Here is a 23258-nt window from a genome sequence, read left to right as displayed (position 1 = left end):
AGATGCTGCTCGCCATTGATGTCGGCAATACCAATATCGTTTTCGCGCTTATTGAGGAAGAGGACATCCACTTTCGCTGGCGCATTGCCACCAATACCAAGCGAACCAGTGATGAATATGCCGTCTGGCTGAACCAGCTGTTGCAGCTCAATAATTTATCGTTTGCAGATATTGACGATGTTATCATGGCCAGCGTTGTGCCGGGCGTGATGCGGAACCTGGCTTCCTTCACGCGCAAATATTGCCATAAAGAACCACTTATCACCGGACAACCTCCCGTAGAATATGGTATGAAAGTCGATTTGCCAGATCCTGGCGCAGTAGGTGCAGACCGGATTGTCAATGCCATTGCCGCCTATGCCGCATGGGAAAGCGACCTGATTATCATCGATTTTGGCACCGCCACAACGTTCGACATTGTCGATTTTAATGGCAGTTATAAGGGCGGCGTGATTGCGCCTGGCATTAACCTGTCGTTGGAAGCGTTGGTGACTGCAGCGGCAAAGCTACCACGCATTGTGATTACCGAACCCAAGCCAGGCGACAAGGTGATTGGAAAAACCACCGAAGATGCCATGCATAGCGGGGTTTTTTGGGGTTATGTTTCAATGATTGAAGGCATGACGTCACGGCTAACAGAAGAAATCGGCCGCCCGGTTAAGGTGATTGCAACAGGCGGGCTCGCGCCATTATTCGATGGACCTACGGACATATTTGATGAGGTCGTGTCCGACCTGACACTCAAGGGCCTCAACATCCTGTACAAAAGAATTGGAAAATAATCAGATGAAGCCGAAAAACGAGCTTTTGTTCCTGGCCCTTGGCGGGTCGGGTGAAATTGGCATGAATGCCAACCTGTATGGCTGTGACGGCAAATGGGTGATGGTTGATCTGGGCATGACTTTTTCCGATCCCGCTTATCCTGGTATCGACTTGATCTTCCCGGACTTGCAATTCATCGAAGAACACAGCGATGATCTGTTGGGTATTGTGCTGACCCACGGCCATGAAGATCATATTGGCGCTGTACCCTATCTAGCCGCAGACCTAGGCGTACCGCTTTATGCAACGCCGTTTACTGCGGGACTTATCAAACGCAAGCTGGATGAAGCAGGTCTTACGGATGATGTTGAACTCAATATCATCGATAATGAAGGCAGTTTTGAACTTGGTCCCTTTGATTTTCGCTATGTGCCGCTGGCGCATTCAATAGCAGAGGGTAACGCAGTCATTATTGATACGCCCTATGGACGCATTTTCCATACAGGCGACTGGAAACTTGATGATGAACCGATCGTGGGTGTACCATCCACCCCTGAGCAACTCACCGAAATCGGCAATGAAGGTGTGTTGGCGCTCGTGTGTGATTCCACCAATGTGTTCAATCCCAATGCCTCAGGCTCTGAGGGCGATGTGCGGGACAACCTGATTGAGGAAGTCAGGAAACAGAAGAACCGCGTTATTGTTACCACATTTGCATCGAATGTGGCGCGGCTCCACACTCTGGGTGAGGTTGCAAAAAAAACAGGTCGCAAACTCTGTGTCGCAGGCCGTTCGCTGCATCGCATTATCGAAAATGCGCAGCAACATGGGTATCTGAAAGATTTTCCTGCAACGGTAGATTTTAACGAAGCGATGAAGCTGCCGCGTAACAAAGTCATGGTTATTGCAACAGGTGGACAGGGCGAGCCCCGTGCCGCACTTGGCCGGATTGCCAGCGATACACATCAGATAAAGGTAGAGCAGGGCGATGCAGTGCTTTTCTCTTCCAAACAGATTCCGGGTAACGAAATTGCCATCGGTTTCATCCAGAACCAACTTGCCGAAAAAGGTGTCATCATGGTGACCGAGCGGCAAGCACACATCCATGTCTCCGGCCACCCGGGGCGCCCTGAACTAACGGACATGTATGGCTGGATAAAACCGGAAATTCTTGTGCCAGTACATGGTGAAATGCGGCATATGATGGAACAGGCACGTTTCGGCAAGGAATGCGGCATTGCGAAAGCAATCGTACAAAAGAATGGTGATTTGATCCGCCTTGCACCAGGCAAGCCAAGCAAAGTCAGCAGTGAATTTTCAGGCCGACTGATACTGGACGGCGATGTTATATTGCCCGCTGATGGCGGAGCAATCAATGAACGCCGCAAACTGGCACATAATGGCCATGTCAGCGTTGCCGTCGCACTGAACGGCAAAGCTATGCTAGCGGGTGATCCAGTTGTTGCGCCTGCGGGCCTGCCTCTGGACGAAGATTTAATCACTTTTTGCGATGAAGCCAGTGACGATGCAGTCGATGCTATTCGTAAACAAGGCAAGGGGCCTGTTCAAAATATTGAGAAAATGCGTGAGGCCGTACGTATTGCGGTGCGCCGCTGTGCCACACGCTGGACCGGTAAAAAACCTGTTGTGCATGTTTTGATAGTTGAGGGTTAGTTTCGAAATGCAGTGGACATCCATGATCGCCATATATGCACTATTTTGGGTGATTTCGGCATTTGTCGTTCTACCCTTCGGAGTCCGTACACATGATGAACTGGGTATGGAAAAGGTAAGGGGGCAGGCAGACAGCGCACCAGGAAATTTTCGTCCCCTTGCTGTCGTTATACGCACGACAATAGTGGCATCCATCCTGTTCGGATTATTCTATGCCAATTACATCTATGGCTGGGTTACGCCCGAAACGCTTGATTTCTTTAAATCGGTACGGGAATAAAGCAGAGCTGACTTTATTTGCGAAAGCGTTCAATCGCCTGCGCAAGCGCCACGTATAGTTTCCCAATATCCGATGACAGTAAAGTCACACCCACTGCGCCGCCCTCTCTTGTAGCAAGCAGGTTGCGCAGCATAGTTTCAAAGTCCCTGATATAGCGGTTTACATGATCGCGAAATTCCATGTCGTTTTCATAGTGCCGCGCAATTTCGCGTACCTCACCAGAGTCGAGCAGTCGCACGGCGCGGCGGGTAAATATGCCACGATCACCCTTAAGATATGATTCCCAGGCGCTGTCAGTGACCTCATTCGAAAATATCTTGGTGACATCAATTGCCGTAGAATTAAGCGACTCTGTTAGCAATGAAACACGGCGTGCAAAGTCCTGATCGGTATTTTCTTCGGCCTTTTCACGTGCTTCCTGCACGCGGTATTCCAAATTTGCCGTAAGTTCATCAACTTTGAGTAGCTGGTCACGCAAATGCAAGGTCGCTTCATGGGTCGCACCAATGGCCTGTTCGACTGCACCTTCAAGCTTGCCAACTAGCTCCGAAGCCTTGGTCTGCAAGACTTTTTCTAACGCCTCTTCGCTTTTTTGCTCAAGATCGCCGGCTGCATCAATGATGCTGTCCTGCATGGCAATTCGGGATGCCTTGGCGGCTTCATCAGCTGTGGTTTTTACAGAGCTAAGTGCAGCAATAAGTGTATCATTGGCTGAATGTGAAAGCACTTCGCTTTCTTCACGTGCGGACTGGATGGAAGTGATCAGACGATTCACATCTTCATTCTGCTTGTTCCAGACTTCGCCATCGCCCTGTAGCCTAGATATTGTTTCAGCCTGCACAGCAAGGCTTTCTTGAGTCGACTGAATCTTGCCGGCAAAAGCAGAACCAATATCGTTAATTTCTGCAAGCTGGTTACGGGTGTCATGGAAACTGGCAACTGTCTGTGACAAACGCTCATCAAGCTGAGTCAAGGATGATGGCAATGCCTCATCAACATCATTCATATTCGCTTGTATCGCGAGTTTTAGTTTTTCCGCTTCCTGCAGTAACTCCTCGGATGTGTCCTTTGACGTGGCCATTTTGCGCTGCACATCATCAATATTCTCACCTAGCGCGGAGACGGCAAATGCGATTTTTGCCGTACTTTCACCGCCGCTGCTGTCGATTTCGGCAATTCGCTCTTCGCTCTGTTCAAGCAATTTCTGCATGGCCGAAAGCATTTCGGCCAATTTGGCATCTTCTTCTTCACGGCTGCTGGTCAGGCGTAGAAGCGATTGCTCATAGCTTTCCAGTTGCTCCTGCATCAATGTGGCGGCAGCACCCTGTTCATTGCGCATGCTGCTGACACTCTCTTGCAGTTTTGACGTCACCTTCTCGCTATTTTCTTCAAACGTGCTGAGCATGGACAAAGAGCTTTGGGACATAAGATCGACTTTTTCATCGAGTGAACCAGACATTTTGTCCATGGCGCCGGAAAGCTCCGCAATGGTGGTTTCTGCACGTTGCTTAAGTGCAATGATCTGCGTATCACTGGCTTGGCCGAATTCATTCACGCGTTTGAAGCCGTTCGCCATCTCACGGATCTGCAACTGTGCCGTGCGACCCGCATTTGCAATCTGGCTTGTAACATCTTTTGCGGATGTAGAAATGACCGGTAATTGTTCGCGCAGCTTTTCAATATTGCTTATGGCGCTATCCGATACATTACCAATAACACGGACTTTTTCATCGCTGTCACCGATGAGGCCCTGTATCTGCTCAGCATGGTTCAAAAGCTTGTTCGATGAACTACGCCCCAGTGATTCCAGTTCCAAGCTTTGATTAGCCAGAAACTCGCGGGCCAGCGAAAGTTCATTATTCACATGATGCAGCCGAGCTTCAAGTGCCTGGCTTTCGGCACGCAAAGATGCGGCGACATTGTTGAAAAGGCCAGCTTCACGCGTACTGTTGCGTATAAGAAGGAGATAGGCAACACCCAAAAGAAGCATGGGAATGGACCATTGCACGAACCAATCAATGCCTTGCTGGATACTTACGCCTGATGCAGTTTCGGACATTTTGGACCATATATATAATCCGGTCCACGCGAGGGCCGCCGCCACGAAAAACGATGTTGCAACAATGCCGGAACGGGTAGGGGTGTTGTCCGCTGCATCCCAATCCCACTCATTTTCATCGCTGATGGCATAATCATCGGTGGCTTCAGGTGATGTCATATCCACGTCAGGATAAGAGGAGTCTGCACTGGCTTCATCCTGCGACACTCCATCCGTGACGGTTTCATCATCAGTATCAAATGCTTCACCTGGAGCAGAATTCTGCTCCAGTCCTACAATTTTTCTATTCTCGCTCATATTGTATGTTTACCATATTTGGCGGCATAGGGAATAAAAACTTGTAAGCGGATTATCGTGTAATATGCACATATTTGCGAGACTCTTTGCGTTGCGTGCTAATTGGGCTCTTACATAGATTTTACTGGAAGCAATACGCCTTGATAACTACATAAACTGGCAAACAGGTCGGAGATTCTCGTGCGCGTTGCGCTTATTAGTATATGTGAGACGTGCAGTGATGCACCACATCAACCACGCGGCCTTTTGCCGATGGCGGATGGTACGTTGGCACAGTATCAAATGAAACTCGCTATTGATGCCGGCGCATCAAAGATTATTGCGTTTGTTCAGGCTGTTCCGGGGCAAGTTATACTGCTTGAGGAATATGCAATTAATAACGGTCTGGAATTTGTAATTGGCCGCAGTGCATCCGAAATAACGGCGCATGTTGCCGCCGATGATGAAATATTACTGATTGCCGACGGGTTATATATACAACCTTCAGTGGCGTATTCGATCTGGAATGCGAAATTACCCAGAATCGCGACATTGACAGCAGGCACAGATACCCCCCCGTCAGGTTTTGAACGTATTGATATCAACCATTTCTGGGCTGGAATCGCAAAATTGCGTGGCCGCGATCTGTTGTCGCTGGCTGATCTTCCGGGTGACTGGAGTGTCCAGTCCGCTGCGCTGCGTAGCGGTGTGCAGCGTGATTATAAACGTGTCATGATATCCGACCGAGCTCTTGGGAGTGGTGAAATTTCCATCCAGGCTTCGGCAGAGACAATGGAGAGCGCCGAGAAAAATGCTGTTTTCCCATCCAGACAAAGCATGTCCTGGCTAAGCGAGCGCTTTCTTGCCGCGCCCTTCGCGCGTCTCATGGCACCGTACGTCTGGAAGCGCAAATATAGCCGTAATATATTGCGAGGCGTACAGTTGCTGGGTGCTGTTACCGCCCCTGCAGCAGCATATTTTATCAATGTATCGACAGCTCTTTTGCTACTCGCGATTGCAGTTTTTACCGGATATATGCGGCAGAACCTGTTCGGGTTTTTTGAACCTCTGAAAAATAGGAAATATCTGGACTCAGTATATTGGATATCCATTGCTGCGACACTTGTTGCTGGACTACATAAGGCAGATATTTCGCCACTTATGACCGGCTATTTGGCGTTAACTTCGGTTGGTATATATTGGTATTATATAAATAAAACAAATATATCCGATCGAATTTTAAGATTTTTTCACGATCCGTTATGGTTTGCATTACTATTGGCTGCTCTTTCGATTTTGGGTCATTTACCACTGGCCGTAATGGGCGTTGGTATTGTTACCCTGGGCTCTGTCCTCTTTTCAGCTCGAGCGCATAAGCTATTAGAAAGCAGCCCAAAATAGCATTCCCAAGAAAGTTAACGAGAAATTAACCAAAACGCGATACCGCAGCTATATGAAGCCGGGGCTTTCCGATACTCACCGCGATGTTTCGCATGGTGATATATTGGAGCGTGCACACTATGTGTCACGCGAGATGCCGGGCTTTACCCGATCATTATACGCTCAGACTTTCCCTAACCGCAGCTTTATTGCATCTGAAGCGGCAATCAGTCTGACGCGTGCATTAGCAATATCGCTTGGGGAGCAGGCGATACAGGCCGTTGCTGCGAACCTGCGGGATGATGGCACCAGAACCATTGCAGATACCCACTTTCCCGAGAGTCATGTCTATTCACCTGCGCTTTTGTCGTTTCTCTATACACGCATTGTCGAGTGGCACTATTGCGAAACCATTGGCGAGGATAATGCGGCGCATCCGGAAATTTCGGATGATTTGCAAGTGCGTATCGCTTCAGATGATGATGAAAAGTCTGCATACGCCATGGCACAGCTTGTTGCACAAAGCAGATTTATCAGTGCGATTGATGATTTCTCATATCCATTACTGGAGCTGCCTGCAGAACTGGCGCATGCGATTGTCTGGGCTGCAGCGCGGCACATAGAAAAATGCGGGCTGACTAGCAATACTGACATGGCAAAAGCAGCACGCAAAGCACTATCGAACCATGATGAAAGCGAGAGCAGGCTCAAAATGCTGCAGGAGCATGTGAACCGTACGATCAAACCCAACTATTCCTGTAATATGGCGGCCATTGGAAAGTTCGGTGTTTCCCATTTTTTTGCGATGCTTTCGGAAAAAATTGGCCTGCCGACCGATGAAATACTGATTTTATCGAGTGCGCAGGACCGAGCGGCTTTTGCGGTTATCCTTCGTGCTGCAAAATGCCCCACAAAGGATATTGCCAAGATAGTCAATCTTCTAAAGCTGCCGGGTCAGTATCAGGATGTTATTCCTGTCACCGATATCAACATGAGCGCTGCGGCAGCGCAGGACATTGTTGTACAATGGACACCCCATGCACGAGGCACGGCATGGTAAAAACCCAATCTTCCTCACAAAGTATCACAGCCGTTCTGGACAGGGATGGGCGGATATTATCTGCCGATGCGCCGTTATATGATCTGCATTACGCCAATAGAGGCCTGAAAAACGGTATTCTTGCTGTCCCGGAGCTGTTGTCACTGTGTTTTTCGGCGCAGGAACTGGGGATGCGTCTTTCCCGGAAAGTTGAAATTGACAGGAAAGACGCAATTATCACCTTATGGGCAAAGGTGAATCCGAAGCGTAAAAAAATAAAACTGAAAATCACCAATTGGTCTGAACATAGGCTATTATTTGCAAATCCTGTTGCGGAAAATGGTCGGAAGGCTTCGATCGGAAAACTGAACGCAGATGGGCATATCAAGCTAGATACAGAACAGAATATTGTTGCAATGTCATTTAACCGAAATGATCCCGCAATCGCTCCACGTAACTATGTGATGCGGCATTGGCGGGATGTTTTTGAATTCACTCTGCAACGCAAAGCTGCAAAAAGTTGGCAAAGCTATACCGGTCAATGTGTGACTTTACCAGGTCTTGATACAATATGGATGATAGATATCAGGCCGCTGTCGCACAACATGGATAAATCAAAGGGGTTTGATGTTTACCTGACCGAAGTTCAGGAGACTGAAACTTCGGCGCATATGCAATTACTTAGCTCCGAACAGATGAAGAAGTTCTTCGGAGAGGGGTTAGCCTCGGGTCTACAGGCCCCCATTGACCGCATCATAGCAAATGCCGAAATGATGGAAGGGAAGGAAATGGGCCCTCTCCGGGCAGATTATGCGGCTTATGCTGGCGACATTATGCAGGCTGGGCAGCATTTGCACGAGTTGGTTACAGATATATCCGATACTGAAATGGTTGAACGTGATGATTTCATACCTGTACGCAACGCAATTGACCTTGCCAATATAGGGCGCAAAGCTGCTACTTTACTATCCGTTCAGGCGGTTGATCACGATATCCATATTGATGCGCCGGCGGATGATGAAAACCTGTCTGCCATGGGCGACTACAGGCGGGTTTTGCAGATAGTACTTAACCTATTGACCAATGCAGTGCGCTATTCACCTGCGGCTTCCATGGTATGGGTGCGCCTGGAGCAGGACGGAGAGCTCGCTCGGCTTGTCGTGGCCGATCAGGGCGGAGGACTCACCGAAGAAGAACAGGCACGTATTTTTGACAAATTTGAACGTCTGGGGCGCAGCCACGATGGCGGTAGCGGACTTGGCCTCTATATCTCACGCAGATTAGCAAGGGCTATGGGCGGTGACCTGAAAGTAGAAAGCGCGCCCGGGCAAGGAGCGCGCTTTATACTGGAATTGCCGTCAAATTCAGGCGGCAAAGCCTGACATTTTTAGCGTTTGTCCATAGCAATATAGTCGCGCTGGGTTGGGCCGGAATATAACTGGCGCGGCCGGCCGATTTTCTGGCCAGGGTCCGAAATCATTTCGTTCCATTGTGCCACCCAACCAACGGTCCGTGCCAGTGCAAACAGCGCGGTAAACATGGTGGTTGGAAAACCAATGGCAGACAGGATCACACCGGAATAAAAGTCCACGTTCGGGAAGAGCTTCTTCTCTTTGAAATAATCATCGTTCAATGCCATTTCTTCAAGCTGCAATGCTACTTCAAAGACAGGGTCGGACACTTTAAGCGCGTCAAACACTTCGCGGACAGTTTCTTGCATAACTGTCGCGCGCGGGTCATAATTTTTATAGACGCGGTGACCAAAGCCCATCAGGCGGAATGGATCGTTCTTATCCTTTGCACGCTCGATATATTCAGGGATACGATCCGGTGTACCGATTTCACGCAGCATATTCAGCGCAGCCTCGTTCGCACCGCCATGGGCAGGTCCCCACAGGCATGCAATGCCCGCTGCGATACAGGCAAAAGGATTGGCGCCGGAAGAACCTGCCAAACGTACAGTTGAAGTCGAAGCATTTTGTTCATGATCGGCATGCAGAATGAAAATCCGGTCGAGTGCGCGCTCAATGGCGGGATGCACTTCATAAGCTTCGGCAGGAACGCCGAAGGTCATATTCAGGAAATTGCCTGTATAGGACAGTGAATTATCCGGATACATAAAGGGCTGGCCAATCGAATATTTATATGCGGCCGCAGCAATGGTTGGCATTTTTGCGATCAGGCGATGGCTTGAAATCTTGCGATGTTCCGGATCAGAGATATCGGTCGAATCATGATAAAAAGCTGAAAGCGCTCCCACAACGCCGCACATGATAGCCATAGGGTGCGCATCACTGCGAAATCCGCCATAGAATTTCATGAGCTGCTCATGAAGCATGGTATGACGCGAAATCGTATAGTTGAAATCGTTCATTTCATCCTGATCTGGCAGGTCACCGTTCAACAGAAGATAGGCAACTTCCATGAAGCTGGACTTTTCAGCCAACTGACCGATGGGGTAGCCACGGTGCAGCAGCACACCTTCACCGCCATCAATATAAGTGAGACCAGATTCACAACTGGCCGTGGAGGTGAAACCGGGGTCATAGGTGAAGGCACCTGTCTGGCCATAAAACTTACGAATATCCACGACATCCGGGCCTACCGAACCGCTCAGCACCGGCATGTCATACTCATTACCCGAATATTGAATCTTTGCGTTTTTATCTGTCACCTAATTGTCTCCTCAAGTGCACCAGTTGGCCCTCATAAAGGGTTATATTTTGTGATCGACCGTTATCATCCGGCCTTGATTTGATCGTTGATCCTATCCATCGCTTCTTCTTTGCCAAGCAGTACCAGCACGTCAAAAATACCCGGAGAATTTGCCTGCCCGGTCAAGGCCGCCCGCATGGGTTGCGCAATTTTACCCAAGCCCAGTTCCTTTGTTTCGGCAACGGCTTTGATAATTTCTTCCAGTTTTTCAAGCGTCCATTCGGAACAGCCCGCAAGTGGTTCCACGACATCATGAAGGATATCGCGTTTTTCCCCTTCTAGCAGAGATAATGCTTTCTCGTCCATTGCCAGAGGGCGTTTTACAAAAAGAAATTTCGCACTTTCCGCCAGTTCATTCAGGTTTTTGGCGCGCATTTTCAGCACCGGCATGGCCTGTTCGAGCAAAGCCATGTTTTCCGTAGCGTCATATGTGTCGCAAATTTCGGCGAGACGCGGAGACACTAGCTGTGTCAGCTCTGTATCATCACTCTCACGGATGTATATTCCGTTTAGGTTAAGCAGCTTTTTTGGATCAAAGCGGGATGGTGACTTACCGACACCCGATAAAGAAAAAAATTCAATTGCGCGATTCCGCGAAATGATTTCATCGTCACCATGCCCCCAACCTAATCGAAGCAGGTAGTTAAACAGTGCATCAGACAATATGCCCATCTCATCACGATATGCTTCTACACCAAGCGCTCCATGGCGTTTTGACAGTTTTGCGCCGTCATTGCCGTGGATCAACGGAATGTGCGCGTAAACCGGTTCCGGCCATCCCATGGCGTGGATGAGCGATAATTGCCTGAAAGCATTGTTAAGGTGATCATCCCCGCGGATCAGATGAGTAACGCCCATGTCATGGTCATCGACAACCACAGCCAGCATATAGGTTGGCGTACCATCGGAACGCAGCAGCACATAGTCGTCAATTTCTTCATTGCGGACGGACACGCGACCCTGCACTTCATCCATGATTTCCATGCTGCCACGCTGCTTTGTTTTCAGGCGGACTACATATGGAGTGCCTTCAGGTGCCTGTGATGGATCACGATCACGCCAGCGGCCATCATAGCGCATGGGTTTCTTCGCTGCGCGTTGCTCTGCACGCATTTGTTCCAGTTCTTCTGCAGTGGCATAACATCTATAGGCATTGCCATTGTCTAGCAGTGTCTGCGCAACTTCCGCATGACGTCTGGCCCGTGTACTTTGAAAGACAGGTGGCTCATCCCAGTCAAGGCCCATCCAGTCAAGGCCGTCTATAATTGCGTCTATAGCCGCCTGAGTTGAACGTTCCTTGTCCGTATCTTCAATACGCAACAACGCTTTGCCGCCATTTGCACGCGCGAAAAGCCAGTTGAACAATGCTGTGCGCGCGCCACCAATGTGCAGGAAACCCGTGGGCGATGGCGCAAACCGTGTAACCACTTGCTGTGGTTGGGAAACATCCTGATTTATATCTTCGCTTGCACTCAAGCCAGCTTCCTTTCAAAGATATGATATGCCTGAAAGCAACGCCCCTAGCACGGCTTTCCAAGTGGTTCCAAGTGCTGTTTTTACGGCACTGCGGGATGGCCTGAACTATATGCTGGCGAAAACCGAAAAATTCATGGACTCACAACGAGAGCATTTGCCGTTATGGATGCCGGTCATGCTGGGAATTGGCATTGCAACCTGGTTTGCTCTGGACAATCCAGCGCAATGGACGGGTTTGATCCTGGGCCTTGTGGCAATCACGCTGGCCATCTGGGCGTTTCATCACTGGTTGGAAAATTACAGCATCTTGCGCAAAGCGTTGGTAGTGTCGGCATTATTGCTGGCTGGCGGTTGTGCCTTAATCTGGCTCAAGTCTACCATAATCGGGGCGGCGCCTATTGAAAAACCGGTGGTTTCGACTTTTTATGCTGCAATCGGTGAGCGTACCGACCTGCCTGCCCGTGACAAGGTCCGGTTGCTGCTTGTGCCCGGGAAAGAAGCTGCGCTGCCTGCAAAAATACGTGTAAATCTGCCAAGAAAATGGGATGATGCCCGCTTTCGTGAAGGGGCTGTTCTATCTGTACGTGCGCGGCTGATGCCGCCTGCAGGTGCGGCATTGCCAGGCGCATATAATTTTGCGCAAAAGGCATGGTTTGAAGGAATTTCGGCGACAGGCACTGCATTGGAAAAACCTTCCATCATCAAGGTATCACGGCAAAGCAACTGGCTGCCAGAGGCGCAATCGCGTCTGTCGCGTCATATTCAGTCGCGTGTCGAAGGCTCACCAGGTGCCATCGCTGCAACACTGGCAACGGGGGACAGGGGCGCGATTGCAGATGAGGATGCAGAAGCGATGCGCAGAGCAGGGCTGGCACACCTGCTGTCAATAAGCGGCCTGCACGTGAGTGCAGTTGTCGCGGCCATTTATCTTCTCGTCGTGAAATTGCTCGCGCTGTTTCCTGCATTGGCGCTTAAATACCGTTTGCCGTTAATTGCATCAGTCGCTGCGGCACTAGGCGGTTTGGCGTATACGTTGCTGACCGGCGCGCAAGTTCCCACCATACGGGCGTGCATTGCCGCCATACTCGTGCTGACAGCGCTTGCCATGGGTAGGGATCCGTTATCCATGCGCCTTGTTGCGGCAGGCGCAGCTTTTGTCCTCATATTTTGGCCAGAGGCGCTCGCGGGGCCGAGTTTTCAGCTTAGTTTTGCGGCGGTAATTACAATTATCGCTTTGCATCAACTGCCCTGGGTGCAACGCATTTTCCAGCGGCGTGACGAGCCAGTACTATATCGAATTATGCGATTCACAGGTATGTTATTCTTGACGGGGCTAGCTATTGAAATCGCATTGATGCCTATTGCATTATATCATTTCCATAAAGCAGGCATATATGGCGCATTGGCCAATATTTTTGCCATACCGCTCACCACATTCATCATCATGCCGCTAGAAGCACTGGCGTTGTTGTTGGATATTGTGGGGCTGGGGGCACCAATATGGCTATTATGCGGTGAGGCGCTTTCACTGCTTTTGTCACTGGCGCATTTTGTTGAGGCGCAGCCCGGTTCAGTTACACGGCTTCCTTCTATGGACGTGCGCCTGTTCGCAATGTTTGTAATGGGCGGATTATGGTTCGCACTTGTTAAAGGCAGAGCACGCTTGCTGGCGTTAATGCCTTTGGGTTTTGCAGCCATATCACTAACGCAGATGCGCTCGCCCGACATATTGGTACATTCTTCAGGTAAGCACTTGGCCATAACAGGTAAACAGGGAGAAATTATCCTGCTGCGTGATCGGGCAGGAGATTATACTATTGATACATTAACCGAAAATGCAGGCGTCAAAGAAACTGATATCCGGGCGATGAAGGATTGGAGAAATGCGCAGTGCAGCCCTGATTTCTGTACTATCAAGCTGCAAGGGGTTGATCGTATCTGGACAGTGCTCGCCAGCAGGAGCAGCTATATTGTACCAGAGCGCAGCCTTGCCGCGGCCTGTAAGCGCGTCGACATTGTTGTGAGTGACCGCTGGTTGCCACGTAGTTGCCATCCCAGATGGCTCAAGGCTGATCGCGTTATGCTTTCGCAAACAGGTGGTTTGTCAATATGGTTAGATAGCCCGCCAAAGCTCAGGACCGTTGCGGCGCAGGAAGGCGAACATGGTTGGTTCAGACCCTGACTTACTGAGAATCTGACCTTCCTGCTTTAACCAACAAGCCTGTATTAGTGAAAATCAGTGGTAACGGCGGAGCAACCCTGCCAGTTTTCCCTGTACCTCAACTTCATCGGAGCGGTATGTTTGTGGTTCATAGGCCGAATTGGCCGGATCCAGGCGAACCATCTGATCTTCACGGCGCAGATATTTAAGTGTGGCCTCTTCACCGCGTACAAGCGCGACTATGATTTCACCGTCACGCGCGGTGTTTGCACGTTTGATAAGTGCGAAATCACCGTCCAATATGCCCGCTTCGACCATGGAATCACCGGAAACTTCAAGCGCATAATGTTCACCCGAACCCAACAGGGCAGATGGTACAGACAATGCAGATTGACCTTCAATAGCCTCAATCGGAACACCTGCGGCGATGCGGCCATGCAGGGGAATTTCCATCACATCATTATCGGCATTCATATTTGTGGGTGCTTTGGCATCTGCAATATTGGATATGCTCGCAGCAGAGGCCCCAGATGACGGCATTTTCACTGTGTCAGCAGGTTTTACGATCGCATCAGGTAATTTCAAAACTTCCAGCGCCCGCGCACGATTTGGCAGACGACGGATAAACCCGCGCTCTTCCAGCGCACTGACAAGACGGTGCACACCCGATTTGGATTTCAGGTCCAGGGCATCCTTCATTTCTTCAAAAGAAGGGGAAATACCCGTTTCCTCCAACCGATGCTGAATAAAAGAAATAAGCTCATGCTGTTTTTTTGTAAGCATATCAGTGCTCCGTTAGTGAACGAATACGGAACAATTACGAAACAAAACAGGTTATGTCAAGTGTTCTACTTATGTACCGCTTAGTAGCTGCCGCGTCGCCGTTTCAACGTCGTTTTGTCGCATGAGCGATTCGCCTACAAGGAAGGTGCGCACGCCATGTCTAGCCAGGCGCTGGCAATCAGAATGGCTGTTTATTCCGCTTTCTGATACCAGCAGGACATCATCTGGAACCCTATCGGCCAGCGTTTTTGTTACTGACAGGTCGGTGGTGAAACTGCGCAGGTCACGATTATTTACGCCTATAAGACGTGACTGTAATTTGAATGCACGCTCCATTTCCGCGCTGTCATGCACCTCAACCAATGCGTCCATGCCAAGTGAAACCGCGGTTTTTTCAATCTCTGCTGCCATGACGTCATCAAGTGCGGCCATAATAATAAGAATGGCATCTGCGCCCAAACTGCGCGCTTCGACAACCTGCCAAGGGTCGACCATGAAGTCCTTGCGTAGACAGGGCAGGGTGCCCGATGCCCGTGCCTGGACAAGGTAGCTGTCATCCCCCTGGAAATAGGGTGTATCAGTCAGCACAGACAGGCAGGCCGCACCGCCAGCCTCATAGGCTCTGGCATGGGAGGGTGGATCAAAATCAGCACGGATCAAACCTTTGGAAGGGCTTGCGCGCTTAATTTCGGCGATCAGGCCAAAACTGTTCAGCGATTTGCGCCGTAAAGCGGCCTCAAAACCGCGCGGTGCACTCTGTTCCTGCGCGCGCCCTTCCAATGCGGATAGGCTGTCGCGGGCCTTGCGCTTCGCAACTTCATGGCGCTTGGCTTCACAAATTTCCGCGAGTTTGTCGGGGATATCTGTCATGTATAGGCAATCCAGCAGTCGAGCAATGCATTGGCAAGACCTTTATCAAGCGCTTCTGCGGCTTCTTCGACACCGTCGCGTAGATTGTCCACTTCGCCTGCTACCATTAGCGACGCAGCTGAGTTGAACAGCACGGCGTCACGATATGGCCCTTTTTCTCCCTGTAAAAGCCGTCTGAGCGCCGCCGCATTATATTCTGCGTCACCACCGCGAATGGCAGATACCGGATATTCAGCCAGCCCCGCTTCGGCAGGATAGAGGCGCCGCATCAGGACTGCGTCCGCTGTAATATCGGCAACTTCATTGCCGCCAGCCAGCGAAAGTTCATCCAGCCCTTCATCACCCGATACAATCATGGCTCGCTCCGTACCCAGTTCAGCGAGTGCCTTTGCATAGACATGCACATAGCCTGGACGGGCAATGCCTATAAGCTGCCGCTTTACGCCTGCCGGATTGGCAAGCGGTCCCATCAGGTTAAATATCGTACGCCGCCCGATTTCCTTGCGAATGGGCTGGATACGGCGCATCGCTGGATGGTGGTTGGCGGCAAACAGAAAGCAGATACCCAAATCTGCCAATGTCTCTTGCGCCTTGTCTCCCGCCACTTGCATGTCGAGGCCAAGCGCTTCCAGAGTATCAGCGGCACCTGCTTTAGAAGAAGCTGCACGATTTCCATGCTTTGCAACAGGAACTTCACAAGCAGCCACAACAAGTGATACTGCCGTGGATACATTGAGTGTATGATGCCCATCACCGCCCGTACCGCACACATCAATAGCATTGTCCGGCGCTTCGATGGGAATCAGGCGTTCACGCAAAGCGGCGGCCGCGGCAGCAATTTCCGTAGCAGTCTCTCCGCGTTCGGAAAGTGCGACAAGGAAAGCTGCGATGGCGTCATCACTGACTGTACCGTCCAGAATAGCTGCAAAAGCTGTGCCTGCATCTTCTCTTGAAAGGAGCGATTGGGGATCGGGAAGCTGTGTCATAAGGCTGGTGTGAAGCATATAATGCATGGCATGACCACAATTTATGCGATGGGCACGGTATTTTCGGGAATATTCGCGGTTTCCAACCCCGCCATGCGCATGAAATTGGCGAGCAGTGCATGCCCATATTCCGTGGCAATACTCTCAGGATGGAACTGTACGCCGTGTATAGGCAGGCTTTCATGGCGAAAACCCATCACGGAACCATCATCTGAAGTTGCATTGACGATCAGGCAATCGGGTGCGTCCTCAACAATAAGCGAGTGATAGCGCGTGGCGGTATAGGGCGAGGGTAATCCACCGAAAACACCGCTATTATCATGTACTACCGGTGATGTTTTCCCATGCATCAACCCGCCTTGTACGACTTTACCGCCAAAATGCTGGCCAATCGCCTGGTGACCCAGGCAGACACCCAGCAACGGTTTTCTGGCATCTGCGCAGGCTGCTACTAAATCCAGGCTAATGCCCGCTTCATTGGGTGTGCACGGCCCCGGAGAGATCAAAAAAGCAGTCGCACCGCTGTCCATTGCATCTTTGACGCTGATGGCATCATTGCGCTCCACACGGACTTCAGCGCCCAACTCCATAAGGTAGTGGACGAGATTGAAGGTAAAGCTGTCATAATTGTCGATGACGAGTATCATGTGGTAGTGCCTAGTCAAAATCGAGCACAAGGCCAAGTGCCAAGACAGCCCGTACGCATATTTTTAGAAAGGTAGTATATTAGTATGTCAGAACCCGTAGCCATGACGATCCTGCATAAACTGGGCCGTGCAGAAGCAAAAAAACGTATTGCGGGCGGTATTTACAAGCTGGAAGAAGCCTTGCCGGGAGCCAAAATGGCGGAACACCATTGGGATGAAGATGCTCTTGATTTTACGTTGGAGGCAATGGGGCAGCGTGTCAGCTGCAATCTTGATATCAAGGATGATGCAGTGGATGCCGTGTTTCACCTGCCGCCGCTGCTCGCCATGTTTGCCGATAAATTCCGTGAAAAAATGCAAAAAGAAGCGCCCAAGCTACTAGAGTAATGTTTCAAAAAGCTAGTGTTTTGAAACCAGTATCATTGGTCCGAGTTCATGCTTTCTATGGCTATAGCCAATAGCGGGCCGCCAAAGAGCAGATACTGTACCGTCAAGAAACAGGGCATTTTGCACCCCAAGTTTCTGATAAAGCCGTGCCATACGCCCAAAAGAAACTGGGCTATCACTGATTAGCATATGCGCTTTGCCGTGTGGATCAATCCCCACACCATTACGGATTTTGCGGGACTCTCCATTATGGGCAATATCAGGATGCAGAGCGCCATCGATAACCAGCATCGGCCCTGACTGCGTGGCAAAATCAACTTCGCCTGTTTGTAATTCGGCATATACTGCGGAAGTGGCGACATGCCATCCTTTGCTGTCACCGTAAAAAACACCGTTGGGCAGCAAGTGAAAGTTACCAGGTCCCTTGTTTTGATTCAACGACTTGATTTCTGCCCCATCTACTATGAGTAGTCCTATGGCGTTACCATCTGCATCATACATACCGCCATTTACCGCAAAGGCGGCACTTTTTACTTTCTCGCCAAGTTCTTTTTCCAGGGCTTCGAAAGTACGTAGTGGTTCCGCATCCGCATTATGCACGATGGTTTGGATGAAGTGACGTTCAGGGGACGCTACACAATGGGTGAAAGCGTCATTTTCAAACGTAACGGCCTTGCATGCATCGTTTTTTGCCGTTTTGACGGCATCCTCGTCGCTGCCCATGCCATAAGTAAAGCCTACCCCGACAGCAGCTAATAATATGCAAACGAGAAGAGCTTTTCTCACTGCCCGAATTCAGGCATCTGCGCCTGCCTTATGGCTTCGCGCGCTGCTGAACCCAGCGCTCCGGCTTTGGCTTCACATTCACGTTGTTCATAAGCAGGATCGCTATCGGCAACTATCCCGGCACCTGCCTGCACGTGCATGGTGCCATCCTTGACCACAGCGGTGCGCAGGACGATGCAGCTGTCCATATTGCCACCAGGCCCGAAATAACCGACACCGCCGGCATAGGCTCCGCGTGTTTCTCCCTCTAGCTCGGCAATAATCTCACAGGCACGCACTTTGGGCGCGCCACTGACCGTACCTGCCGGGAAACCTGCGAACAGCGCATCAATTGCATCCTTGCCTTTTGCGAGGCGACCTGTGACGTTGGAAACGATATGCATCACATGGCTGTACAGTTCCACCATATAACTGTCTGTCACTTCCACACTGCCGCGCTCGGCAATACGGCCCACATCATTGCGGCCCAGATCCAACAACATCAGATGCTCGGCACGTTCCTTTGCATCGGCGAGCAGGCTAGCTTTATTAGCCTGATCCTCCGTTGCATTCGCCCCGCGCGGACGTGTTCCGGCAATCGGACGTATGGTGACTTCACCATCGCGCGCGCGCACCAGTATTTCCGGACTGGAACCAATCAGTGCAAAGCCCGGCAGGTCAAGGAAATAGAGGAAGGGGGAGGGGTTGATCCTGCGCAGCGCACGGTAAAGTTCAAAGGGCGGCAATGTGAAGGGCAGGGTGAAACGCTGTGCAAGTACGACCTGAAAAATATCGCCCGCCCTGATATAATCCTTGGCTGCCCGGACCATCTGGCTGTAGCGCGAAGCGGGCACGACCGGTTCAAGCACGGGCAGTTCGCTCATAACTTGCACATCACGGGCAGCTTGAGGAGATGCTGCTGTAGCAGACAATTTGCGCTCCGCAGCATCCAGAAGATCTTCCGCACGCTCAATCTTCTGTTCTCCCGTGCCGTGGGAACTCGCCCATATCGGTGCAACCAGGAACATTTCATCTTTTAGCCGGTCGAATATGATGATCACGGTCGGCCGCACAAATACCATGTCAGGCACTTCGAGGGAGGATTGCGGCGCACGCGGCAGTTTTTCGATCAGGCCGATTGTTTCATAGCCAAAATAGCCTACCAGGCAGGCAAGCGCTTCGGGAAGCGCGTCCGGTACAGGCATAAGGCATTCGGTGACGAGGTTACGCAAAGCATCCAGCGGAGGTGCATCCAGTGACGTAAAATCCTGCCGGTCATTCATCCAGCTGCGATTGATTTCGCAATTGTCGCCAGCGGCCCGAAACAGCAAGTCAGGCTCCAACCCGATCAGGCTATGGCGGCCGCGTGTTTCCCCGCCATCAACGGATTCCAACAGGAAATCCCCGCGATCATTCTCCATGAGCTTGAGCGCAGCGGACACGGGTGTTTCCGTGTCAGCGACAAGACGCCTGTAAATGAGCGCGGAACCGCCTTTCTCAAGCGCAGCAAGCGCATCAGGCCGGTTTTCCGTTCGCGCCATCGTGATTAATTGATCCGGTTCCGACCTGTAATCTGGTCATTCACGGCCTTGATAGCGCCTTCATCCTTGTCGATGTCCACAGCATTTTTGACGGCATTAATGAATTGCTGGGTATATTCGCCCGATAACAAACCGCCAAATTGCTGCTTTGTCTGCGCGACGAGTTGTGGCTGCTTGCTGGCATCGCCTTTTTCAATTTCTTCCAGATATACAACGTACCACCCCTGATTGCCCGGCGCTTCAATTGTCTTGACTGTTTTTTCGGCCATGCTGAACATCAATGCCAGTGGTGGCGGTACGTTACTATCGGGCCGGATCAGGTTCGCACGGGTTGTGCCGACACGTTGAGCAGGGGGAATACGCACATCAAGGCCCGATATCGCTGTGTCCAACGCGGTACCAGAGGCAACCTGTTTCTTGATTGTTTCCGATGTTTCCTTGGCTTTTTTAGCGCCTTGTTCAAGCTTGTAGTCGCGTATGACGTTATCTTTGATTTCCGCAAGCGGCGGCGGGGTAGCTTCCTTAATATCGGCGACATCATACATGGCATAACGCTGCCCTGCGATAAGTTCGGCGAGTTGCGGGCTGCTATCCTGTTCCATGGCAAAGGCGTTGCCAATGACACGTTGCACGACATTATCAGGGCTATATCCAGCTTGATCCGGGGTTTGCCCATTTGAACGCAGCGAAGGTGTGCTTTTTATTTCCAGGTCATAGCTGCCGGCAACTTCGGCAAGGCTGGCACCACCGGCAAATTCATCTTCGAACTTTTCGGTCAAATCAGCGAGTGCTTCCAATGTTTTGGTCTCCTTGAGTTCAGCAGTCAGTACTCCGCGTACCTGCTCAAGGCTACGTGCGGCCTGTTTATTTGTGTCAGTGACCCGCGCAACGTGCCAGCCAAGCGGGCTTTGCGCCGGCTTTGTAATTTCCCCGTTCGAAGCTCCAAAAACAGCGTCCGCATATGCATTGGAAAAATCACGTGCGAATTTTTCCTTGCCGACATTGTTTACCTCGCTTGCCGAAAGGCCAACATCTTGCGCAGCTTGTTCCAGGTTCTTGCCGCTGCGGATCTGTGCAGCCAGTGTATTTGCGGCAGCTTCGGTGGTTGTAACAACCTGTGTGATACTGCGCGTTTCACTTGCGGCAAATTCCTGTGCACGGCGGCCATATTCCGCCTGAATTTCCTCTTCGGTAGGGTTGATGGAATCACCCAGTGTCTCAGTGGTAAACACGGCGTAGCGAATAGTTCGCTGCTCTGGCAGTCTGTAACGCTCACTGTTGGCGGAATAGAATGTTGTCAAAGCCTTGTCACCAGGGGTATCTTTGGGCGCATATGCTGCCGAAGGAATAAGGGCAATGCGGCCCTTGCGTCCTTCAAGAATCAATGAGGCATATGGCAGAATCAGATCATCAGGCGCGCGTACCCCATAAGTGACGGGCAAGAGTATTTGCTCACCCACCAATGCCCGTTCCAGGTCACCGCGTACAATACGTTCAGTCAGCCCCTGTGATTGCAGAACCTGGCGAAATACCTGTTCGCTGAACTGGCCATCTGGTCCACGGAAAGCGCCAATGGATGATATTTCGCTATCGATCAGTCTTTTACTTGCGGCCATGCCGTTATCACGGGCGAATACCTGCAGGGCATGGTTATTGATCATCTGGTCCAGAATGCTTTCCAGCCCGCCCTGATCCACAAATGTGGCAAGATCCAATGTTGGGTTCTCTGCACGCGCGCCCTCAAAAGCGGATGTGACAGAGCGTGAAAGATCACCGGCCGCAATATCTTCGCTTCCGACGCTAGCGACATTGCCGCCGCCGACACCGCCAAATGTGCTGCCGGTAATATCACTGCTGGCAAAGGCAATGGCAATCAGGCCGACAAAGGCAAAGGTGAAGAACAGGCCGATTTTCGACTGAAAGATGGAGCGAAAAAAACTGATCATGTGGACGGTTTCCGAAATTTTGCATGTTTACAGATAGGACTGTGCCTTAGGCGGCTTCGAAACAGGCATCAAGCGCCTGTATCGGGTTTTGGTCGAAAATATTGCCTGAGTGGATGAAAAACTAGGGGAAGCAGACCAGAATTGCATGGAAGCGACTATACTGGAAAGCAATGTAAATATCTGTTAGCGCCTGCACCAAATTCAGCAACCGCACAATTTGGAGAAGAAGCATGCGCCGCAAGAAGTATATCATCGGAAACTGGAAGATGAATGGTCTTGCGCAAGACCTGCAACAGATTGGCGAAATCAACACCTTTTGCGGGCGTAATGACAGTGTGGATTCGGCAATATGTCCGCCCGTAACGCTTATTTCCGGGGCAGCGCAGGTGAATACGGATATCACGATCGGTGCGCAGGATGTACACCATAATGAAGCGGGCGCACATACAGGCTGTCTTTCTGCCGCAATGCTAAAGGAAGCGGGAGCACGTTTTTCGATTGTTGGTCATAGCGAACGCCGCGCTGACCAGGGTGAGACAGATGCATTGGTGGCGGCTAAGGCGAAAGCGCTTAAAACCGCCGGCATGAACGCGATATTATGTGTGGGCGAAACACTGGAAACACGTGACGCAGGCAATGCGATTGATTTTGTCACTGCGCAGTTACTGGCCTCATTGCCAGAGGAAGCGTCTTCCAAATGGCTTACAGTTGCCTATGAGCCTGTCTGGGCAATTGGCACAGGTCGCGTGCCGCAAAGCGCGGATATAGCCGATATGCATGCAGCGCTGCGTGCTGCGCTGACAGATCGGATTGGTAGTGATGGTGATAATATGCGCATCCTGTACGGCGGGTCAGTCAATGGCGGCAATGCTTCTGAAATACTGACGCTGGACAATGTAGATGGCGCACTTGTTGGCGGCGCCAGCCTTACGGCGGATAAATTCCTTCCGATATTGGAAGCTGTGGCCTGATGGTTTGGTGCTGATTGCACATATGGCAGGCAACTGCTATTTTTACCATGGTTGTTGAATATGGCGGGGTGACTCGCTATGTGCCAGCAACATTTTGAACAGTTTAATTGGATATACAGGCCCATGTTTCTTTTTCTCACCGTTTTACAGGCGATTATCGCAGCTGCCCTTGTTGGCGTTATCCTGATGCAGCGCAGCGAAGGCGGCGGTCTTGGTGTGGGCGGCAATCCATCCGGCCTTATGTCAGCGCGCGGTGCTGCAGATATCCTGACACGCGCAACAGCGGTTCTCGCGGTTGTTTTTGTCGGGCTCAGCATTGCTCTGGCGATTATTGCTGTGGGTGAAAATTCGGGCGACAGTATCGATCAGACGCTGGACCGTAGCGGCGGCGCTGAAGTGGCTGCACCAGCTAGTGATGATCCGTTGGATGCTGCCGGTTCTAGCGATGGCGCCGCGGTACCTGCACCTGCCGAAAGTGGTGACAGCACTGATCCATTGGACGCGGCTGGCGAATAATATTTCTTGCCAAAACCGGTATTA

Annotated in this window: 20 protein-coding genes; 10 read left to right on the top strand and 10 right to left on the bottom strand. The window is 50.9% G+C overall.

The window, feature by feature from the left end; all coding sequences use genetic code 11:
• The first annotated feature begins 2 nt into the window (after nt 1-2).
• From G6Q15_RS01260 to G6Q15_RS01250, 3 genes are read left to right on the top strand one after another with little or no spacing between them, the layout of a single operon-like run.
• A complete protein-coding gene (locus G6Q15_RS01260) occupies nt 3-782 on the top strand; it encodes a type III pantothenate kinase (RefSeq protein WP_164114742.1) in 780 nt (259 codons plus the stop codon).
• Between the two features lie 4 nt (nt 783-786).
• Nucleotides 787-2436 carry a ribonuclease J gene (locus G6Q15_RS01255; protein ID WP_164114739.1) on the top strand — a complete coding sequence of 550 codons (1650 nt, stop codon included), beginning with the start codon at nt 787-789 and terminating at the stop codon, nt 2434-2436.
• A 7-nt stretch (nt 2437-2443) separates the two neighbouring features.
• On the top strand, nt 2444-2716 hold the full coding sequence (locus tag G6Q15_RS01250) for a DUF1467 family protein (protein WP_164114736.1): 273 nt from the start codon (nt 2444-2446) through the stop codon (nt 2714-2716).
• 13 nt (nt 2717-2729) lie between these two features.
• Here G6Q15_RS01250 and G6Q15_RS01245 read toward each other — a convergent pair whose 3' ends face one another.
• Nucleotides 2730-5072, bottom strand: coding sequence for a hypothetical protein (locus G6Q15_RS01245; RefSeq protein ID WP_164114733.1), 2343 nt, complete (start codon nt 5070-5072; stop codon nt 2730-2732).
• Between the two features lie 282 nt (nt 5073-5354).
• Here G6Q15_RS01245 and G6Q15_RS01240 point away from each other — a divergent pair, with 282 nt between their 5' ends.
• Genes G6Q15_RS01240 through G6Q15_RS01230 form a run of 3 tightly spaced genes read left to right on the top strand, consistent with a single transcriptional unit; the run spans nt 5355 to nt 8852 of the window.
• On the top strand, nt 5355-6452 hold the full coding sequence (locus G6Q15_RS01240; protein ID WP_164114730.1) for a hypothetical protein: 1098 nt from the start codon (nt 5355-5357) through the stop codon (nt 6450-6452).
• A gap of 52 nt (nt 6453-6504) precedes the next feature.
• Nucleotides 6505-7491: a hypothetical protein gene (locus G6Q15_RS01235; protein WP_164114725.1), complete on the top strand. Its 987-nt coding sequence runs from the start codon at nt 6505-6507 to the stop codon at nt 7489-7491.
• Entirely contained in the window at nt 7485-8852 is a 1368-nt protein-coding gene (locus G6Q15_RS01230) for a HAMP domain-containing sensor histidine kinase (protein ID WP_164114723.1), read from the top strand. Before G6Q15_RS01235 ends, G6Q15_RS01230 begins: the two co-directional genes overlap by 7 nt.
• A 5-nt stretch (nt 8853-8857) precedes the next feature.
• On the opposite strand, the gene G6Q15_RS01225 is transcribed toward G6Q15_RS01230, so the two are convergent.
• Nucleotides 8858-10144, bottom strand: coding sequence for a citrate synthase (locus G6Q15_RS01225; RefSeq protein ID WP_164114721.1), 1287 nt, complete (start codon nt 10142-10144; stop codon nt 8858-8860).
• A 65-nt stretch (nt 10145-10209) separates the two neighbouring features.
• A complete protein-coding gene (gene gltX / locus G6Q15_RS01220; RefSeq protein ID WP_164114718.1) occupies nt 10210-11661 on the bottom strand; it encodes a glutamate--tRNA ligase in 1452 nt (483 codons plus the stop codon).
• A 25-nt stretch (nt 11662-11686) separates the two neighbouring features.
• Here gltX and G6Q15_RS01215 point away from each other — a divergent pair, with 25 nt between their 5' ends.
• Nucleotides 11687-13843 (top strand): ComEC/Rec2 family competence protein, encoded by a 2157-nt coding sequence (locus tag G6Q15_RS01215; protein ID WP_164114714.1) that lies wholly within the window; start codon nt 11687-11689, stop codon nt 13841-13843.
• A 54-nt stretch (nt 13844-13897) separates the two neighbouring features.
• Here G6Q15_RS01215 and lexA read toward each other — a convergent pair whose 3' ends face one another.
• The 4 genes from lexA to G6Q15_RS01195 all read right to left on the bottom strand — a co-directional run bounded on the left by lexA (nt 13898) and on the right by G6Q15_RS01195 (nt 17108).
• Nucleotides 13898-14605 (bottom strand): transcriptional repressor LexA, encoded by a 708-nt coding sequence (lexA, locus tag G6Q15_RS01210; protein ID WP_164114711.1) that lies wholly within the window; start codon nt 14603-14605, stop codon nt 13898-13900.
• A gap of 69 nt (nt 14606-14674) precedes the next feature.
• Nucleotides 14675-15466, bottom strand: coding sequence for an indole-3-glycerol phosphate synthase TrpC (gene trpC / locus G6Q15_RS01205; protein ID WP_164115079.1), 792 nt, complete (start codon nt 15464-15466; stop codon nt 14675-14677).
• Nucleotides 15467-15471: 5 nt separating this feature from the next.
• Complete coding sequence (gene trpD, locus G6Q15_RS01200) at nt 15472-16461, bottom strand: anthranilate phosphoribosyltransferase (protein ID WP_164114708.1); 990 nt, start codon at nt 16459-16461, stop codon at nt 15472-15474.
• 41 nt (nt 16462-16502) lie between these two features.
• On the bottom strand, nt 16503-17108 hold the full coding sequence (locus G6Q15_RS01195; protein ID WP_164114704.1) for an aminodeoxychorismate/anthranilate synthase component II: 606 nt from the start codon (nt 17106-17108) through the stop codon (nt 16503-16505).
• An 84-nt stretch (nt 17109-17192) separates the two neighbouring features.
• On the opposite strand from G6Q15_RS01195, the gene G6Q15_RS01190 reads away from it, so the two are divergent.
• A complete protein-coding gene (locus G6Q15_RS01190) occupies nt 17193-17495 on the top strand; it encodes a polyhydroxyalkanoic acid system family protein (RefSeq protein WP_164114702.1) in 303 nt (100 codons plus the stop codon).
• A gap of 12 nt (nt 17496-17507) precedes the next feature.
• Here G6Q15_RS01190 and G6Q15_RS01185 read toward each other — a convergent pair whose 3' ends face one another.
• The 3 genes from G6Q15_RS01185 to G6Q15_RS01175 are packed head-to-tail and all read right to left on the bottom strand — an operon-like array spanning nt 17508 to nt 21747.
• Nucleotides 17508-18218: a phosphodiester glycosidase family protein gene (locus G6Q15_RS01185; protein WP_164114700.1), complete on the bottom strand. Its 711-nt coding sequence runs from the start codon at nt 18216-18218 to the stop codon at nt 17508-17510.
• Nucleotides 18219-18277: 59 nt separating this feature from the next.
• The gene (gene trpE / locus G6Q15_RS01180) at nt 18278-19801 is read right to left on the bottom strand and encodes an anthranilate synthase component I (RefSeq protein WP_164114698.1); all 1524 of its coding nucleotides are present in this window, start codon (nt 19799-19801) and stop codon (nt 18278-18280) included.
• A gap of 5 nt (nt 19802-19806) precedes the next feature.
• Nucleotides 19807-21747 carry a peptidylprolyl isomerase gene (locus tag G6Q15_RS01175; protein WP_164114697.1) on the bottom strand — a complete coding sequence of 647 codons (1941 nt, stop codon included), beginning with the start codon at nt 21745-21747 and terminating at the stop codon, nt 19807-19809.
• 230 nt (nt 21748-21977) lie between these two features.
• On the opposite strand from G6Q15_RS01175, the gene tpiA reads away from it, so the two are divergent.
• A complete protein-coding gene (tpiA, locus tag G6Q15_RS01170; protein WP_164114694.1) occupies nt 21978-22718 on the top strand; it encodes a triose-phosphate isomerase in 741 nt (246 codons plus the stop codon).
• A 123-nt stretch (nt 22719-22841) separates the two neighbouring features.
• The gene (gene secG, locus G6Q15_RS01165; protein ID WP_164114692.1) at nt 22842-23234 is read left to right on the top strand and encodes a preprotein translocase subunit SecG; all 393 of its coding nucleotides are present in this window, start codon (nt 22842-22844) and stop codon (nt 23232-23234) included.
• Nucleotides 23235-23258: the final 24 nt, after the last annotated feature.

It is taken from the genome of Sphingorhabdus sp. Alg239-R122 (assembly GCF_900537065.1).
In the GTDB taxonomy this organism is placed as follows: Bacteria; Pseudomonadota; Alphaproteobacteria; order Sphingomonadales; family Sphingomonadaceae; genus Alg239-R122.
The sequence above is the reverse complement of the archived record's forward strand: the minus strand, read 5'-3'. Positions and strand labels throughout refer to the sequence as shown.

Coding starts and splice junctions, on each gene's coding strand:
- G6Q15_RS01260 (WP_164114742.1), top strand. CDS start 3: ATGCTGCTCGCCATTGATGTCGGCAATACCAATATCGTTTTCGCGCTT.
- G6Q15_RS01255 (WP_164114739.1), top strand. CDS start 787: ATGAAGCCGAAAAACGAGCTTTTGTTCCTGGCCCTTGGCGGGTCGGGT.
- G6Q15_RS01250 (WP_164114736.1), top strand. CDS start 2,444: ATGCAGTGGACATCCATGATCGCCATATATGCACTATTTTGGGTGATT.
- G6Q15_RS01245 (WP_164114733.1), bottom strand. CDS start 5,072: ATGAGCGAGAATAGAAAAATTGTAGGACTGGAGCAGAATTCTGCTCCA.
- G6Q15_RS01240 (WP_164114730.1), top strand. CDS start 5,355: ATGAAACTCGCTATTGATGCCGGCGCATCAAAGATTATTGCGTTTGTT.
- G6Q15_RS01235 (WP_164114725.1), top strand. CDS start 6,505: ATGAAGCCGGGGCTTTCCGATACTCACCGCGATGTTTCGCATGGTGAT.
- G6Q15_RS01230 (WP_164114723.1), top strand. CDS start 7,485: ATGGTAAAAACCCAATCTTCCTCACAAAGTATCACAGCCGTTCTGGAC.
- G6Q15_RS01215 (WP_164114714.1), top strand. CDS start 11,687: ATGCCTGAAAGCAACGCCCCTAGCACGGCTTTCCAAGTGGTTCCAAGT.
- lexA (WP_164114711.1), bottom strand. CDS start 14,605: ATGCTTACAAAAAAACAGCATGAGCTTATTTCTTTTATTCAGCATCGG.
- trpD (WP_164114708.1), bottom strand. CDS start 16,461: ATGACACAGCTTCCCGATCCCCAATCGCTCCTTTCAAGAGAAGATGCA.
- G6Q15_RS01195 (WP_164114704.1), bottom strand. CDS start 17,108: ATGATACTCGTCATCGACAATTATGACAGCTTTACCTTCAATCTCGTC.
- G6Q15_RS01190 (WP_164114702.1), top strand. CDS start 17,193: ATGTCAGAACCCGTAGCCATGACGATCCTGCATAAACTGGGCCGTGCA.
- G6Q15_RS01185 (WP_164114700.1), bottom strand. CDS start 18,218: ATGGGCAGCGACGAGGATGCCGTCAAAACGGCAAAAAACGATGCATGC.
- trpE (WP_164114698.1), bottom strand. CDS start 19,801: ATGGCGCGAACGGAAAACCGGCCTGATGCGCTTGCTGCGCTTGAGAAA.
- G6Q15_RS01175 (WP_164114697.1), bottom strand. CDS start 21,747: ATGATCAGTTTTTTTCGCTCCATCTTTCAGTCGAAAATCGGCCTGTTC.
- tpiA (WP_164114694.1), top strand. CDS start 21,978: ATGCGCCGCAAGAAGTATATCATCGGAAACTGGAAGATGAATGGTCTT.
- secG (WP_164114692.1), top strand. CDS start 22,842: ATGTTTCTTTTTCTCACCGTTTTACAGGCGATTATCGCAGCTGCCCTT.